The organism is Chloracidobacterium thermophilum B, assembly GCF_000226295.1.
In the GTDB taxonomy this organism is placed as follows: domain Bacteria; phylum Acidobacteriota; class Blastocatellia; order Chloracidobacteriales; family Chloracidobacteriaceae; genus Chloracidobacterium; species Chloracidobacterium thermophilum.
In genome coordinates, this window is the sequence record NC_016024.1 from 1,695,769 (window position 1) to 1,710,712 (window position 14,944).

General features: G+C 60.1%; 12 protein-coding genes. 5 read left to right on the forward strand and 7 right to left on the reverse strand.

The features are described from left to right. Nucleotides 1–17: 17 nt before the first annotated feature. The 4 genes from CABTHER_RS07020 to radA all read right to left on the reverse strand — a co-directional run bounded on the left by CABTHER_RS07020 (nt 18) and on the right by radA (nt 4,133). A complete protein-coding gene (locus tag CABTHER_RS07020) occupies nt 18–1,307 on the reverse strand; it encodes a glucose-1-phosphate adenylyltransferase (protein WP_014099915.1) in 1,290 nt (429 codons plus the stop codon). Between the two features lie 87 nt (nt 1,308–1,394). Beyond that, entirely contained in the window at nt 1,395–1,805 is a 411-nt protein-coding gene (locus tag CABTHER_RS07025; protein WP_014099916.1) for a hypothetical protein, read from the reverse strand. Nucleotides 1,806–2,009: 204 nt separating this feature from the next. Continuing rightward, complete coding sequence (locus CABTHER_RS07030; RefSeq protein WP_041569128.1) at nt 2,010–2,660, reverse strand: CvpA family protein; 651 nt, start codon at nt 2,658–2,660, stop codon at nt 2,010–2,012. Nucleotides 2,661–2,744: 84 nt separating this feature from the next. Then, the gene (gene radA / locus CABTHER_RS07035; protein ID WP_014099918.1) at nt 2,745–4,133 is read right to left on the reverse strand and encodes a DNA repair protein RadA; all 1,389 of its coding nucleotides are present in this window, start codon (nt 4,131–4,133) and stop codon (nt 2,745–2,747) included. A gap of 97 nt (nt 4,134–4,230) precedes the next feature. Here radA and queA point away from each other — a divergent pair, with 97 nt between their 5' ends. From queA to CABTHER_RS07050, 3 genes are all read left to right on the forward strand, one after another. Next, complete coding sequence (gene queA, locus CABTHER_RS07040; protein ID WP_014099920.1) at nt 4,231–5,274, forward strand: tRNA preQ1(34) S-adenosylmethionine ribosyltransferase-isomerase QueA; 1,044 nt, start codon at nt 4,231–4,233, stop codon at nt 5,272–5,274. Nucleotides 5,275–5,373: 99 nt separating this feature from the next. After that, entirely contained in the window at nt 5,374–8,169 is a 2,796-nt protein-coding gene (locus CABTHER_RS07045) for a M16 family metallopeptidase (protein ID WP_014099921.1), read from the forward strand. A 214-nt stretch (nt 8,170–8,383) separates the two neighbouring features. Further along, nucleotides 8,384–9,445, forward strand: coding sequence for a PDZ domain-containing protein (locus CABTHER_RS07050; protein WP_014099922.1), 1,062 nt, complete (start codon nt 8,384–8,386; stop codon nt 9,443–9,445). Nucleotides 9,446–9,529: 84 nt separating this feature from the next. Here CABTHER_RS07050 and CABTHER_RS07055 read toward each other — a convergent pair whose 3' ends face one another. Next, entirely contained in the window at nt 9,530–10,192 is a 663-nt protein-coding gene (locus tag CABTHER_RS07055; protein ID WP_228374035.1) for a glutathione peroxidase, read from the reverse strand. A gap of 905 nt (nt 10,193–11,097) precedes the next feature. Here CABTHER_RS07055 and CABTHER_RS07060 point away from each other — a divergent pair. Further along, nucleotides 11,098–11,559, forward strand: coding sequence for a PIN domain-containing protein (locus tag CABTHER_RS07060; RefSeq protein WP_014099924.1), 462 nt, complete (start codon nt 11,098–11,100; stop codon nt 11,557–11,559). Beyond that, complete coding sequence (locus CABTHER_RS16540) at nt 11,535–11,744, forward strand: hypothetical protein (RefSeq protein WP_081464760.1); 210 nt, start codon at nt 11,535–11,537, stop codon at nt 11,742–11,744. Before CABTHER_RS07060 ends, CABTHER_RS16540 begins: the two co-directional genes overlap by 25 nt. A 531-nt stretch (nt 11,745–12,275) precedes the next feature. Here the strand turns inward: CABTHER_RS16540 and CABTHER_RS16545 are convergent. After that, nucleotides 12,276–13,415, reverse strand: a complete 1,140-nt coding sequence (locus CABTHER_RS16545; RefSeq protein WP_014099925.1) for a response regulator — start codon at nt 13,413–13,415, stop codon at nt 12,276–12,278. Nucleotides 13,416–13,560: 145 nt separating this feature from the next. Continuing rightward, nucleotides 13,561–14,940, reverse strand: coding sequence for a sigma-54-dependent transcriptional regulator (locus CABTHER_RS07070; protein WP_081464762.1), 1,380 nt, complete (start codon nt 14,938–14,940; stop codon nt 13,561–13,563). Nucleotides 14,941–14,944: the final 4 nt, after the last annotated feature.

The window sequence follows — 14,944 nt, forward strand, 5'->3', positions numbered from 1 at the left end:
CTCCGTTCCTGCTGCGTTTAGATGGTGGTGTTGTCTGGGATAACGGCTTCCTTGGGGATAATGATGATGCCGTCACGGATGAAGTAGTTCGGACCATCGGCCTCCTTGACCCCGCTTTCATTCAGCAGACGGACGTTGTTGCCAATCCGCACCCCTTTGTCGAGGATGGCGTTCCGAATCGTGCAGAACTTCCCGACGCCAATATCCGGCCGCCCGGCCGCCCGATTCTGCTGAAGTTCATCCACGGTTTCATATTCGTCAGCCCCCATCATCAGTACGTGGTCAAAATGTGTGCCGCCTTCAATCCGGCTGCGGATGCCAACAATCGAACGCCGAATCGTGGCTTCGTTGATGATGCACCCTTCGTTGATGATTGAGTTGATGATCTGGGCGTTGCGCACCTTTGTACCGGGCAGAAACCGGGGCCGGGTGTAGATGGGCGCAGACATGTCGAAGAAGTTGAAGCGGGGCAGGACATCCGTCAGCTCGATGTTGGCGCGGAAGAAGGCACTGATCGTCCCGATGTCTTCCCAGTAGCCGTTGAAAAGATACGCTCCCACCCGGTGGGTTTCGAGGGCGTGCGGAATGACCTCCTTGCCGAAATCCACCCGGCTGGTGTCGCGCAGCAGCGACTCCAGCACATCCATTTTGAAGACATAGATTCCCATGGAAGCGAGATACGGGCGCTTGGCCGCTTCCTCCGGCGCAAGGCCAAACCGGGTCGTGTCCACGCGCATCTCCTCAAGCGCCGCACCCGTGGGCTTTTCCCGAAACTCAATCACCCGCCCGTCTTCATCCACCTTGAGCAGCCCGAATTCCGAAGCCTCGTCGGGAGGGATGGCCGTGACGGAAACCGTGATGTCATTGCCGAACGATTCGTGGTAGGCAATGAACTTGGCGTAGTCCATGCGGTAGAGATGGTCGCCCGACAGGATGAGAATCGTCGTTGCGTGCGTGCTTTTCAGATGGCGGAAGTTCTGACGGACAGCATCGGCCGTGCCCTGGAACCAGTCGGGATTTTCCGGCGTCTGCTCGGCCGCTAAGATTTCAACAAAACCATTGGTGAACTGGCTGAACCGATAGGTACGGGCAATGTGGCGGTTCAGGGATGCCGAGTTGAACTGTGTCAACACCAGTATCCGTGAGATACCGGAGTTGATGCAGTTGCTGATGGGAATATCCACCAGACGATACTTGCCGCCGAGCGGGACAGCCGGCTTTGAGCGTTCCCGCGTGAGCGGATACAGGCGGGTGCCTTTGCCGCCGCCCAGAATGACAGCCAGAACTTTTTCCATCGCGCCAATCATCGGACTGCTCCCACAACGTAGTCGTTGTCTTTGGTCTGAGATGCCGGCCGGGTCAGGTGGCTTTGGTGAAGGCTGGGGCGGGTTCTCTCAGTCCTTTGGCAGACGTGGACGCGACGCGACGAAAAGCCGCCGGTGGCGATGTGTCCACGCGCGACGCCCACGTGGCACCGGGGGGGTCATACTGCCCCGGCGCAGCAGGGCTATGTCGGCCGACAGACGTTCAATCTGCGCCCGCATGTACCGCTGCTCAGCCTCCAGCTTTTCCAGCACGTCAATCGAGCGGGACTGCACATTCACCAGGCGTCCGAGCGTTTGCTGAAGCGAGTTCGAGAGGCGCGTCCCGATTTCCGTAAACAGGCGCTCGACACACTCCACCAGGTACGCTTCAAACCGCTGCTTGGCCGCACCATCCGACCGCTCTGCCGCACCACCGGACAGCGCGCCTGGCGCATCCGGCCCGGCATCAGAACCGGCATCAGAAAACGATTCCTTGGACATTGGATATGGATGAGAACTCTTCCACAGAATTTTTGCGTCCGAGGTGTCGCCCCCGGCACGCCTCATGCTAACACTGCCTGACCAGCCGTGACCAAGCCCTGACGCATTACCTGCATAACATCCGGCGCTGCGCGCGCCTGTCATTCAGCAGCTCACCAATCAAACGGGCGACGTATCGCCGTCGTCACCAGCAGTAGCAGCGTCTTACCGTGGCCAGGTCGGTGGCGTCGTTGTCGTACGGCGGGATGAAGGCGGCGTGGCAGGCGCGCCCGGGCTTCCTGCACGGCCCCCGTCGCGCGCCACATCCGGCGCTGCACCCGGCTTTTTCGGGTGCAGTGTGGTTTCCTTCATCCGGCGCAGTTCAGCAATCCCCTGCTCGAAACGGGTTTTCAGATCGGCTTTCCCAAGTTCGGTCAGAAGCCGCGCGCCGGGTTTGACCAGCGGCGTGACCCGCGCATGGAGCACAAATGCCGGTTGCGCCGGAAAAGCTGTCAGCACCAGATAGATGACCGACAGCACGAGCCAGGCGCGTCCGATGCCCAGCGCGCCGCCGCCCAGTCGGTCAAACGTGGCCAGTGGCGTTTTGCGAAAGCGGCGGCGCAGATGACGCACCAGCCACCACCCGCCCAGCCCTGCCAAGGCCACCGGCAGAAGAAACCCCAGCCCGTAAGCCACCGGCGCGGTGACACCCAGGTGCTTCAGTCCAGCAGCGAGGTCATCGTAAAACACCAGCGCCAGCGCCAATCCCGCGAGAAAAGCCACGCTGGAAATGACCGTTTTCGCCAGCCCCCGGACGGCACCGCTCACGGCCGAAAACGCCACAACCACCAGCGCCAGCCAATCAAATGCTGTCACGCGCAACCTCCACGTGGAAACGCTCGCTGCTCAAACACACCACACCTCTGCTTCCGCCCGCCGGGGCCCATCAGAAGGGGCACATCAGAACAGGACATCGAGCGCCTCCAGAACCGACCGGACGCCAATGACCTCCAATCCGTCCGGCCATTCCAGACCTGGCACATTTCCCGCCGGCATCACCACCCGCGCAAAGCCCATGGCGGCGACTTCCCGGAGCCGCATAGCCGGCTGGCTGGTGGCACGCACCTCACCCGCCAGGCCGACTTCCCCAAAGACGACCGTCGTCGGATCAACCGCCGTGTTCCGAAAGCTGGACGCCAGGGCCGCCACGATGCCCAGGTCCGCCGCCGGCTCGGCCAGCGTCAATCCGCCAGCCACGTTGACAAACACATCATCACCCAGCATGTGCAGCCCGGCCCGTTTTTCGAGCATGGCAATGAGCAACGCCACGCGGTTGGGTTCGACGCCTTCGACCGTCCGCCGCCCTGTCCCGTATTTGCTGCTGCTGACCAGCGCCTGCAACTCCACCAGCATCGGGCGCGTGCCTTCCATGCAGGCCACGACGACCGACCCGGCCACGCCAACCGGACGCTGCTCCAGAAACAGCGCCGACGGATTGCTCACCGGCACAAGTCCCGCGCCGGTCATCTCAAACAGACCGAGTTCGTTGGTGGCACCAAAACGGTTTTTGGTCGCACGAATGAGGCGGTGGTTATGGTGGCGCTCCCCCTCGAAGTAGATGACGGTATCCACAATGTGTTCGAGCGTCTTCGGCCCGGCCAGAACGCCATCCTTGGTGACGTGCCCGATGAGAAAAATGGGAATGCCCTGCTGCTTGGCAATCAGCAGGCACTGCCCGGCGGTTTCGCGCACCTGGGAAACACTGCCCGGTGCACTGTCCAGCCGTTCGGAGTAGGCCGTTTGTACGGAATCCACCACGATGAGCGTCGGTTTGAGGTCCGTGACCACCTCCCACACGCGCTCCAGACAGGTTTCCGGCAACAGGTGCAGGTCGCCCGGACGCAGGCCCAGCCGGTCGCCCCGCAGCTTGATCTGCCGCTCGGATTCTTCCCCGCTGACGTAGAGCACCCGTTCCCCGGCGGCGCTCAAACCGGCGGCCATCTGAAGCAGCAGCGTGGATTTGCCAATGCCCGGGTCGCCGCCGATGAGGAGCAGGCTCCCCGGCACAATGCCACCGCCCAAAACACGGTCCAGCTCGGCGATGCCGGAGGAAAGGCGCGCGTCATCCTGGCTCGGAACCTGCTCGTAGCGCGTCGGCGCAATTTTTGCCTTTGCGCCTTTGCCGGACGCCCCGCCCAGCCCACGCGCCAGCGCCGCCGCCGAAAGCGTGCTGTCTTCGCGTTCCTCGACCAGCGAGTTCCACGCACCACAGTCCGGGCAGCGCCCCAGCCACTTTCGGCTCTGGTAGCCACACTGCTGGCAGGTGTAAACGGTTTTTTCTTTCGGCATGGCGGCTTGCTTCCGGCGCCTGATTTCAGCGATGAACCACTGGCCCGATTCCAAAGCTTTTCACGAACCCGTGCTTTCCGACAACGCCCCGTAACCGATGCGCCTTTCCGACCTGCACTACGACCTTCCCCCGGAACGCATCGCCCAGCACCCCTGCGAACCACGTGACCAGGCGCGCCTGCTCGTGCTGGACCGACGCACCGGCGCACTTGAAGATGCACACGTCAAGGACCTTCCCCGCTGGCTGTGCGCTGGCGATGTTCTCGTACTCAATGATACGCGCGTCTTCCCGGCGCGACTCATCGGCCGGCGCGAACCGACCGGCGGACTCGTCGAGGTGTTCCTGGTACGTGAAACCGCCCCGCAAACCTGGACGGCGCTCGTCAAACCCGGACGCCGGGTGCGCGTCGGCGACCGTCTCACCTTCGGTCAGGACGAGCTGCGGGGTGTTGTCACGGGCCGGCTGGAAGACGGACGCCGTACGATTGCTTTTACCTGTGAGGGTGATTTTTTTGCACTGCTCGACCGGATCGGGCGCACGCCGCTACCGCCCTACATTGCCCGTGAAGCCGACACCCCGTCCGACCGGGAACGATACCAGACGGTCTATGCCGCCACGCCCGGCTCGATTGCGGCCCCGACGGCCGGCCTGCACTTCACGCCGGAGCTGCTCTCCACTCTGGCTGCCCAGGGCGTGGAGATTGTCAAGCTGACCCTGCACGTGGGTTACGGAACGTTTCAGCCCGTCCGCACGGAAAACCTGGCGGCGCACCGCGTCGAACCGGAAGTCTATGTCGTGCCGGAAGCCACAGCGCAGCGCGTCAATGCGGCCAAGCGCGAAGGCCGCCGGGTCATCGCCGTCGGAACGACCTCGACGCGCACACTTGAAACCGTTGCCCAGGACGGCGTGGACGGCAACGTTGTCCGTGCCGGTCAGGGCATGACGGATTTGACGATTGTGCCGGGCTTCCGCTTCCGGGTTCTCGACGGACTGCTCACCAACTTTCACCTGCCGCAGTCGTCCCTGCTGGCGCTGGTCGTCGCCTTCGGCGGCTATGAACCTGTCATGTGCGCCTACCGTCATGCTGTGGCTGCCGGCTACCGGTTTTACAGCTATGGCGACGCCATGCTGCTGATATGATTCGGCGTTGCCACAATCTCTCTGAAACCCTTACAGTCTGCCCACGTTTGTAGCGTTGGCAATACTCAATCATCCTTTCTGTCCGAGGTTTCCCGCCTTATGAAGTTCGCCTTTTTGCGTGGGCTGGCCAGTGTTTGTCTGGCAACCGCCCTGTGCCTGCCAAGTCCCCTGCTGCTTGTGGTCGTCAAGGCCGACACGCCGGCCAAAACCATCGCCCTGCCGCCTGGCGTCACGCGCGTCACGAGTGTGGAAGGCATCACCGAGTACCGTCTGGAAAACGGGCTGCGGGTGCTGCTCTTCCCCGACGAATCCAAGCAGACCATCACCGTCAACATCACCTATCTGGTCGGTTCGCGTCATGAAAACTACGGCGAAACCGGCATGGCGCACCTGCTGGAACACCTTGTGTTCAAGGGCACCCCACGCCACCCGGACATTCCCAAGGAACTGACCGAGCGTGGCGCACGCCCGAACGGGACCACCTGGCTTGACCGCACCAACTACTTCGAGACCTTCCAGGCAACCGAAGACAACCTCCGGTGGGCGCTCGATCTGGAAGCCGACCGCATGGTGAACAGCTTCATTGCCAAGAAAGACCTCGATTCGGAAATGACCGTCGTGCGCAACGAGTTTGAGGCCGGGGAAAACAGTCCCTACCGGGTGCTGCTGCAACGCACGCATGCGGTGGCCTACGACTGGCACAACTACGGCAAAGCGACGATTGGCGCGCGGGCGGACATTGAAAACGTCCCCATCGAGCGGTTGCAGGCGTTCTACCGGAAGTATTACCAGCCGGACAACGCCGTGCTGCTCGTGGCCGGGAAGTTCGACGAAGAAAAGACCCTGAAGATGATTCACGAGTATTTCGGCCCCATCCCGAAACCCACCCGCGTGCTGGAGCCGACCTACACGCTCGAACCAACCCAGGATGGCGAACGTACCGTGACCATCCGGCGCGTGGGCGATACCAAGGTCATCCTCGTCTGCTACCACGTGCCGGCGGCGGCACATCCCGACAAACCGGCCGTACAACTGCTCGCCGGCGTCATTGGCGATACCCCAAGCGGACGGCTCCACAAGGCGCTGGTCGAAACCAAAAAAGCCGCCTTTGTGCAGGGCTTCAGCTTCGATACCAAAGAGCCGGGGCTGGTCAATTTTGCGGCCATTTTACCGACCAGTGCTGACATCGAAGCCGTCCGTCAGACCCTGCTGGCGACCATTGAAGAAACTGCCGGCAGCAAGCCGCCGACGGCTGAAGAAGTGGAACGCATCCGGCGGCAGTACCTGGTCAGCATCGAACAGACCCTCAACAACTCCGAGCGGCTGGGGCTGGAACTCAGCGAGTGGATTGCTGCTGGCGACTGGCGGCTCTTTTTCCTCAATCGGGACCGGCTCAAGGCCGTCACGGTTGAAGACGTACAACGGGTGGCCAGAACCTACCTCAAGCCCGACAACCGGACGGTCGGCATGTTCATTCCGACTGACAAGCCCGACCGGGCCGAAATCCCGCCGACGCCGGACATCACGGCGCTTCTGGCTGATTACAAAGGAAGTGCGGCTGTTGCTGCCGGTGAAGCCTTTGACCCCACCCCGGAAAACATCGAAGCGCGATCCATCCTGCCCAAAGCCCAGGGTGGTTTACAGATGGTGCTGCTGCCGAAAAAGACCCGTGGCAATACGGTAACGTTGACGATGTCCATCCGGTTGGGCAATGAGCAGGCCCTGCGCAACCAGCGGGAAGTCGGATTCTTTGCCGGAGCCATGCTCGACCGTGGCACGAAGAAGAAAACCCGGCAGCAGATCAGCGATGAATTCGACCGCCTCAAGGCACAGGGGGGCGTTTTCGGCAGCGCCAGGCAAGCTAATTTCAGTGTCACGACAACCCGCGAGCATCTCGCGGACGTCATGCGGCTGGGCGCGGAAATTCTGCGGGAGCCATCGTTCCCGGAAAGCGAGTTTGAGCAGCTCAAACAGGAGAGCATTACCAGCACCGAGCAAAACCGACGTGAACCAACCAGCGTGGCCGCCCGCGCCTTTTCACGCCACATCAACCCTTATCCCAAAGAAGATGTACGCTATACCCCTCTGCCAGACGAGGAGATCGAACGCATCAAGGCCGTGACGCTGGACGATGTCAAACGCTTCTATGAAACGTTTTATGGCATCTCCAACGCCCAGATGGCCGTCGTCGGGGACTTCGATCCGGCTGAAGTTGAAAAACTGGCGACGGAACTCTTCGGCGGCTGGACGGCCAAAACCCCCTTTGTACGTCTGGAAAGCCGGTTTCGTCCCATTCCGGCTGCCGATGAGACCTTTGAGACGCCAGACAAAGCCAATGCCTTCTTCATTGCCGGCATGCCGCTTGAAATGCGCGATGATGACCCGGACTACCCGGCGCTGGCGCTCGCCGTGTACATTTTCGGCGGTGGTTTCCTGAACTCCCGCCTGGCCGTCCGCATCCGGCAGAAAGAGGGCATCAGCTACGGCATCGGCGCCGGGTTGCAGGTTGGTTCACTGGACCGCCTGGGCACATTCACCGTCTCGGCCATTTACGCGCCACAAAATCTGGCCCGTCTGGAAGCGGCCTTCAAAGAGGAAGTCGAGCGTGCCGTGCGTGAGGGCTTCACAGCCGAGGAGGTCGAAACCGCCAAGACGGGCTACCTGCAGGGTCAGCAGGTGTCGCGGGCGCAGGACCGGGAACTGGCGTCAAGACTGGAGAGCTATCTCTATCTCGGACGACGTCCCACTTGGGACGCTGAATTCGAGGCCAAAATCAAGGCCCTGACGCCGGAACAGGTCTCGGCGGCCTTTGCCAGGTACATCAGCTATGAGCGGATGAGCCGCTTCAAGGCCGGCGACTTTGCCAAGGCCAAGGAAAAAGCGGCACAGCCGTAAGGCCCTGGCCAGCAGCCTGCCCAACCGTCCCGCAACCATCCCCTGCCAGGGTTTGGTTTGCCAAACCCTGGCAGGGCACACCACCGGGCAGGAATTCCCTGGAACTCGCTTTGATGGTCGTCGTGTGTGAAGGCAGATGACTTCACGCTGTGGGCAGCCCTGGTGCCCGCACGGTCAGGCTGCCACAAGTTTTTCCATGTTGAGGCTCAACACCATGTCGTCCACCTTGTTGTCGTTCACTCCCGTTTCCCACAGTCCGGCGCGGCTGATTCGGCGTTTCTGCCAGACTCTGTTGACGCTGGCGCTTCCACTGTCGCTCGCAACGGCCGCACTGGCGGCCGATACCCGGCCGGTGGAGGACGCACCGGCCGGACAGGGGCCGCAAACGCCCAGCGCGTCACCGGCTGAACCCCGGACGCCCGGCATCTACCTGGGTGTCTTTCCACAAACGCTTTCCGAGCAGCAGGCAGCAGACCTTGGCGTATCACCGGCCCAGGGGGTACATCTGATGAAGGTCATTCCCAACAGTCCGGCGGACAAAGCCGGGCTTCAGCGTGGCGATGTGATCGTTTCCATCAACGGTCAGCCGGTCGTCAACGTCGAGCACTTCCGGGACCTGCTGCGCAAACAGACGCCGGGACAGGCCATGACGCTGGGCATCGTCCGCAACAAACAGCTCAACACGGTCACAGTCGTGCCGGAAAAGCCGCAGGTCAGCGTCATGACGCTGCCGGACGGACCATTTTCCATCACCGTCCACCCGCCACTTGACGCCGCACAGCTCCAGGAAATTAAGGAGATGGCTGAGCAGATGCGCAGGCAGGGTGAACAATTACGGGAAAAACTCAAGCCGCAACCGGAATTTTTCACCTTCTCAGTGAGCGACCGGGGACGGCTCGGTATTCGGACGCAGCCGCTGTCCGAACAGCTTGCGCGCTACTTCGGCGCACCTGGCGGTCTGTTGATTACAGAAGTGAGACCCGGCTCGCCGGCGGACAAAGCCGGTCTGCGCGCGGGAGATTGCATCCTCAAAATCGGCGACCGGGAAGTGCGCAGCAGCCGCGACCTGCTCCAAGAGTTGCGCCAGGTTGAAACCGGTGACGTCAAGTTGACGCTCATCCGTGACAAACAACCGCTGGTTGTCACCCTGAAACCGGAGCCGTGCGCTCCGCAGGGCGCTTACCGGTACGATTTCCGTGTACCGTTGAACGGAACCATCACGCTGTCCCCTTACGTGCAAGTCTGGTGGGGAACGCTCACTCCGGGTCTGATGTGAGCACGGGCACAGGGCACTATGATGCCGGGTCGGGGGAAATTCCTCCGGCCCGGCAGTTTTGTGTCCGGCGGTTTTTGTCAGGCTTTACGCCGCCGGTTCGGCCAACGCGGCTTCAATGGCCTTTGTCAGCTCATCCGACATCGGATCAACGCTTGATGGAAACACCGCCCGCAGCTTGCCATCCCGTCCGATGAGATACTTCTGAAAGTTCCAGCGGACTTCGCCGGCCAGCTTTTCATTGCCCCCGCCAGAGGTGAGGTACTGGTAAAGCGGGTGCTTGTTCGGTCCCTTGACGGTGATTTTCGAGAACATATCGAACTGCACACCATAGTTTGAGGTGCAGAATTCCTTGATTTCCGCATCCGTGCCCGGCTCCTGGGCGCCAAAGTCATTCGATGGGAAACCCAGCACACGCAGCCCCCTGGCACGGTACTTCTGGTTGAGGGCTTCGAGTCCCTTGTACTGCGGCGTGTACCCACAGCGGGAGGCGACATTGACGATGAGCAGGACGTTGCCCTTGTACGTACACAGGTTGATGTCCTTGCCATCAATGCTCTTCATCGTGAAGTCGAGCGCCGGTGGGCAGCCGGGCGTAGGATTGGGATTCGTGTCAGCAGGGCTGGTCACAGGTGAGGTACCTCCTTCGGGTTGGGACGTTGCGGATGACCGCGCCGGGTCGGCCGCGGCCATGCAGCCAGCGCCGAGCAACGCCGTCAGCGCCAGTGAAAACAACATATTTCGGTTCATGACGAACTTCCTCAGCAACCGAATCCGGCATCGTCGGGGGGATTCGGCAGGTTTGACGCCGGTGGGCCGGCCGCAATGTGCTTCGGTGGACGCAAACCTGACCGTACGTTTGCCCCCAGTTGGCTTTCTAAAGCCTCTGACTTGAGCAAGACGTACGTGCCGTGCCGGCTTATGCTTTGGGCAATAGAGAGTAGGGCTTGTTGGTCTTTGAGTGGAAGGGAAGCAGAGCGATGCAGGTGGACTCTCGCGCCAATTTGCAGCCAGGAGACCACTTTTGAAGCAAATGCTTGCTGGCTGTGGCGTAGTTATGGTTCGGGTGGATTTGCCAAAGTAGCCTTGGGTGAAAACGCGGGATGAGACCAGCATCCCGCGTTTGGCATCCCGTGTTTTGTCCCGGCATCCTTGGGTGTGGTTGCGCTTCAGGTGCTGACAGATGGCCCCCTTGGGGCACGTTCTTGCTGTGACTCTTGCGCTTGTGTTTGAGGATTCTGAGGCGGCCGGTCGTCATCGTCCGGGCCGTTTTCGGGCGGGGTGAGTGGTGTGGTACACGCGCTTGATCTCGGCGCCGCAGGCTTCGATCTGGCGGGTGTAAAAGTCGTACATCTCCAGCGATTGCTTGAGTTGGTCGAATAGCTTCCTGAACGAGGTTGCCTGGAGAGTGCCACCAACGGAAAAACATCGCAGCCGGAAACCATGTTGCAGCACGGGAGGCTTACGCCTGTGCGAGTTGTACGGCTTGCCTGCCGGCCGATTCTGAGTATGCTGTGGGTCAGATGACCGCATGGTATGCGCCGCAAATCTGTAAAGGTGTTAGCAGGCTAAGATGTCTTGCCTGCCCCGCCGCTGCCGCTAAAACCAACCGTTGGGCGGGCAACTTCCGAGCCAAAAAGTGTTAAAAGTGCAGTGTGAAAATCTATCTTGACCTTTGCGCCATTCAAAGACCGCTGGATACACCAAATCAGGTTCGGATAGTTTTGGAATCGGAAGCCATTTTAGGGCTGATAACCTATTGCGATAACGGTCAAGCAGAACTTCTTTCATCTGAAGCGCTGATTTATGAAAGCGAGCAAAGCAGTTTATCTGTCCGCAAGGAGCATACATTCGCAGTACTGGCAAAAGCCAGTCAAGTGACTGAAGTCACCGAAAACGAGAAAAAGCGGGCAGCGGAGTTTTTAGAACACGGGATTAAGCCACTTGATGCACCTCACTTGGCGTTAGCGGAAGCAGGAAAGGCAGATTATTTTTGCACATGTGATGACCGTCTGTTGCGGAATGCCCAAAAAATCGCCAACTTATCGGTAAAGGTCATTAATCCTGTGGATTTGGTTCAGGAGATCGAAAAATGCTTACAGAAGCAAGACCATTAGTAGAAATCAATCAGCAAGCCATTCGCTTACTCTATAAAGAGTTGGGCGTAGTAGATGCTGTCCGGTTTTTGAGACAATTTACGCAAGGGTATGGAAACTATGCCCAAGAGCGGGATAGTTTATTTGCGAATAAATCTTTAAATGATATTGCGCGCGAAATTGAGAAGCGGAGAAAAATGAATTAGAAATAAAGTGCAGGTCCCATGTAGGCAGGTTTGCGCTTTTTTCTAGCATAAGTTCTGTGTGGCCCCCTAACGCCGTTTGCAGCGGACAGTGGCTTCGCCGCTTCCTGGCATATGCCGCGAGCCAGCCGGGCAGTTTTTAGGCGAAGGTGTCTTGTCCGCCCCACCGCTGCCGCTAAGACCAACCGTTAGCCCGCTACGGTGAAGCGCAATGAGCAAATACATCCTTTTCGGAATCACATTAACAGCACTACTCTTGAGCAGATGTGCTTCCAATCCATAAAACAAAAGTGGGCTAACAAGCGCTTCCAGCCGACCACTTCGCTTACTTGCGCTCGCTTCGCGGCGGCTGAAGCGCGTGCCGTTGGGCGGCGTGTTGCAGCCGAGGGTCCGCTCGGTTCCGGTAGCAGCGTTCTGTTCTCCCTTGTATCTTGTGGACAAGATAACCAATCGTTCAGGCTGCGGCAGCCGACGAGTGAAAACGCGGGAGGTATTCAGCCTCCCGCGTTTTGCACCAATGCCTGGGGTGCCCGTTCAGACCTCCAGCTTGGCTTCGATCTGGGCCAGCTTGTGCCGGGCCAGCGCAAGGTTGCCGGTGTCTTTCTTGATGGCCACGTAGAGAAAAAGATTCGGCGCGCTTTTGAGCAGGCGGATGAGGTGATACTGGGTGTCGAGGGTGATGAGAATGTCCTCGATGGTTTCCTTGAGGTTGAGATTGGCCACGGCTTTCATTTTTGCCCGGACAACCTCGGTATTTGATGCCGCGGCAATTTCGAGATTGAAGGTGGGTGTGCCGCCAATCGTGCCAAGGCACATGCCGCTTTTCCAGTCGGCCAATGCCGCACCAATGGTGCCTTCAATTTCCATAACAGCGACGAGGGATTCCTTGATGTTGCCCATAGTGATGTTCTCCTGTGAAAGGTGTTCGGCCCGGGGGCCGGTGGGTTGAAAGGGTTCGACCGGAGGGCCGGATGTTTGGCCTTCCGGCGAAAGAAACTGTTCCCGAACCTGCTCATCCAGCATCTGGTGTGCATTCAGCAGCAGGTGGTCGAGGGGGATATGCACGTTTACCGGCTGCTTTTTGACAACGCCGGACATCTCGATTTCAGGCCGTGACCAACCGATGACCTCATAGACCGCCGCTTCACCTTCCCGGTGCTCAGTCCGGGCATTCACCAGCTCGCCTTCCTGGAAAATAAGTGTCGCAAGCTGTTGCCCCTGGCGGATGTTGAGCGTGCAGGTTTTGCGTTCGATATTGAGCAGTTGCAGGAAACTTGACAGGTTGATGCCCCGCAAAAAACCCGCGCTGCGCTTGGCCAGCGTGTTCTCGACGAGGCTGGCCAGCGCATGCAGATCAATAGGCTTTTCGATGTAACCAATGGCCCCGATTTCCCGGACGCGCTTCTCGATTTCGCTCGTTCCAAAGGCGGTCATCACAATCGCCGAAACCTGTGGCTGCTCCGACGCCACACAGGCCAGCAGTTGAAAGCCATCCATCACGGGCATCTTCAGGTCGGTCACAAGCAGGTCCACTCCCCCCTGACGGATGATCTCCAGCGCCTCTGCACCCTGGCTCGCCGTCAGAATCGTGATGCCGTCCAGAAGATTGGCAATCCCTTCGGAAACGCTGCTGAGGAACAGCTTTTCATCATCCACGATGAGCACGGTCGGCATTGGCTTTACCTGCACCACAGAACGGTCTGCCCAGTTGCAGTGCAAGCTCTGTGCCAGCACCGGAAAAACCCGTAAACCACTGAAAATCAGAGGTGTATCGGAAAAGCACCGGCTGACTTCGTGGCGCAGATGCCAGCCTGACGTGTCATTTTGAAAGGGGGGCTTCCAAATTGGCAGGGGATGCGGCAGCCGTGGGGCGCACCCCATATTCGGTCAACTTGCGCCGGAGCGTGGACAGGGAGATGTCCAGTGCCTGGGCCGTCGCCGTCAGGTTGCGGCCGCAGCGTTCAAACACGGCGAGGATGTGCTGCCGTTCGACATCAGCCAGACGCCGGAGGGGTTCCGCCGGGTGCGGCTGGGACGCCGCCGCCGGGTTGAAAATCAACCGGCACGGGAAAATGTACTGCCCGTCGTGGAGGATCAGGCTGCGTTCAATGAGGTTGCGCAGCTCGCGGACGTTTCCGGGAAACGTATATTCAGCCAGGCGCGCAATTTCGTCCTCCGGGATGTCCACGGCCCGTCCCGGCGCCAGGGTGGCGATGAAGTGCCGGCACAGGGCGGGTAAATCGTCGAGCCGTTCCCGCAGCGGCGGCAGGTGGATGTGGATGACATTCAGCCGGTAGTAGAGATCACGCCGGAACGTGCCCGCCGCAATGGCCTTTTCCGGGTCAACGTTGGTGGCGGCCAGAACGCGGACGGACACCGTGCGCTGCACTTCACTGCCCAGTCGGCGAATGGTTTGTTCTTCGAGCACGCCGAGCAGTTTGGATTGCAGCGCCAGCGGCATTTCGGTGATTTCGTCGAGAAACAGCGTCCCGCCATCGGCCAGCTCGAACAATCCCTTGCGGGTGGCTGTGGCCCCGGTAAAGGCCCCCTTTTCGACGCCAAACAGCTCGGCTTCGATGAGCGATTCCGGCAGGGCCGCGCAGTTGACGCTGATGAACGGTTTTTCGGCCAGACGCGAAGCATAGTGAATCGCCTTGGCGACGAGGCTTTTTCCCGTGCCCGTTTCACCGGTGATGAGCACCCGCGCTTCGGTTGCCGCCGCCCGTTCGATGAGGCGGTGGATGTCAGCAAAACGCGCCCCGGCGCCAACCAGCAGGGCCGTCCGGCTCTCCTGATGCGCCTGAAAACGGTGAACTTCCTCAACCTTTTCCAGCGCCGTCGTATGCAGCAGCCGCTCGACGGCCAGGATGACTTCCTCAATCTCAACGGGCTTGGAGAGATAGTCGTGAATGCCGGACTTGAGCGCCTGGACGGCATTTTCATAACTCGGAAACGCCGTCAGCAGCAGGATTTTCACGGCGTCATTTGACCGCAGAAGTTCCGGGACCAGCGCCAGTCCGCCGCCATCCGGCAGCTTGTTGTCGAGCAGTACGATGTCAAAGGGCATCCGGTGCAACAGTTGCCGCGCCGCCGCCAGGCTCGACGCCAGGGAAACCAAAAAACCCCGTCCGCTGAACACATCGGCCAGGGTTTCCCGAAACAAAGGCTCGTCATCAAGGATGAGCATCCGCCTGGACATCCGG

What these genes read in the sequence shown, in the direction of transcription:
- queA (WP_014099920.1), top strand. Translation starts at nt 4,231, where the DNA reads ATGCGCCTTTCCGACCTGCACTACGACCTTCCCCCGGAACGCATCGCC.
- CABTHER_RS07020 (WP_014099915.1), bottom strand. Translation starts at nt 1,307, where the DNA reads ATGATTGGCGCGATGGAAAAAGTTCTGGCTGTCATTCTGGGCGGCGGC.
- CABTHER_RS16540 (WP_081464760.1), top strand. Translation starts at nt 11,535, where the DNA reads ATGCTTACAGAAGCAAGACCATTAGTAGAAATCAATCAGCAAGCCATT.
- CABTHER_RS07050 (WP_014099922.1), top strand. Translation starts at nt 8,384, where the DNA reads ATGTCGTCCACCTTGTTGTCGTTCACTCCCGTTTCCCACAGTCCGGCG.
- CABTHER_RS07055 (WP_228374035.1), bottom strand. Translation starts at nt 10,192, where the DNA reads ATGAACCGAAATATGTTGTTTTCACTGGCGCTGACGGCGTTGCTCGGC.
- CABTHER_RS07070 (WP_081464762.1), bottom strand. Translation starts at nt 14,940, where the DNA reads ATGTCCAGGCGGATGCTCATCCTTGATGACGAGCCTTTGTTTCGGGAA.
- radA (WP_014099918.1), bottom strand. Translation starts at nt 4,133, where the DNA reads ATGCCGAAAGAAAAAACCGTTTACACCTGCCAGCAGTGTGGCTACCAG.
- CABTHER_RS07045 (WP_014099921.1), top strand. Translation starts at nt 5,374, where the DNA reads ATGAAGTTCGCCTTTTTGCGTGGGCTGGCCAGTGTTTGTCTGGCAACC.
- CABTHER_RS16545 (WP_014099925.1), bottom strand. Translation starts at nt 13,415, where the DNA reads ATGCCGACCGTGCTCATCGTGGATGATGAAAAGCTGTTCCTCAGCAGC.
- CABTHER_RS07025 (WP_014099916.1), bottom strand. Translation starts at nt 1,805, where the DNA reads ATGTCCAAGGAATCGTTTTCTGATGCCGGTTCTGATGCCGGGCCGGAT.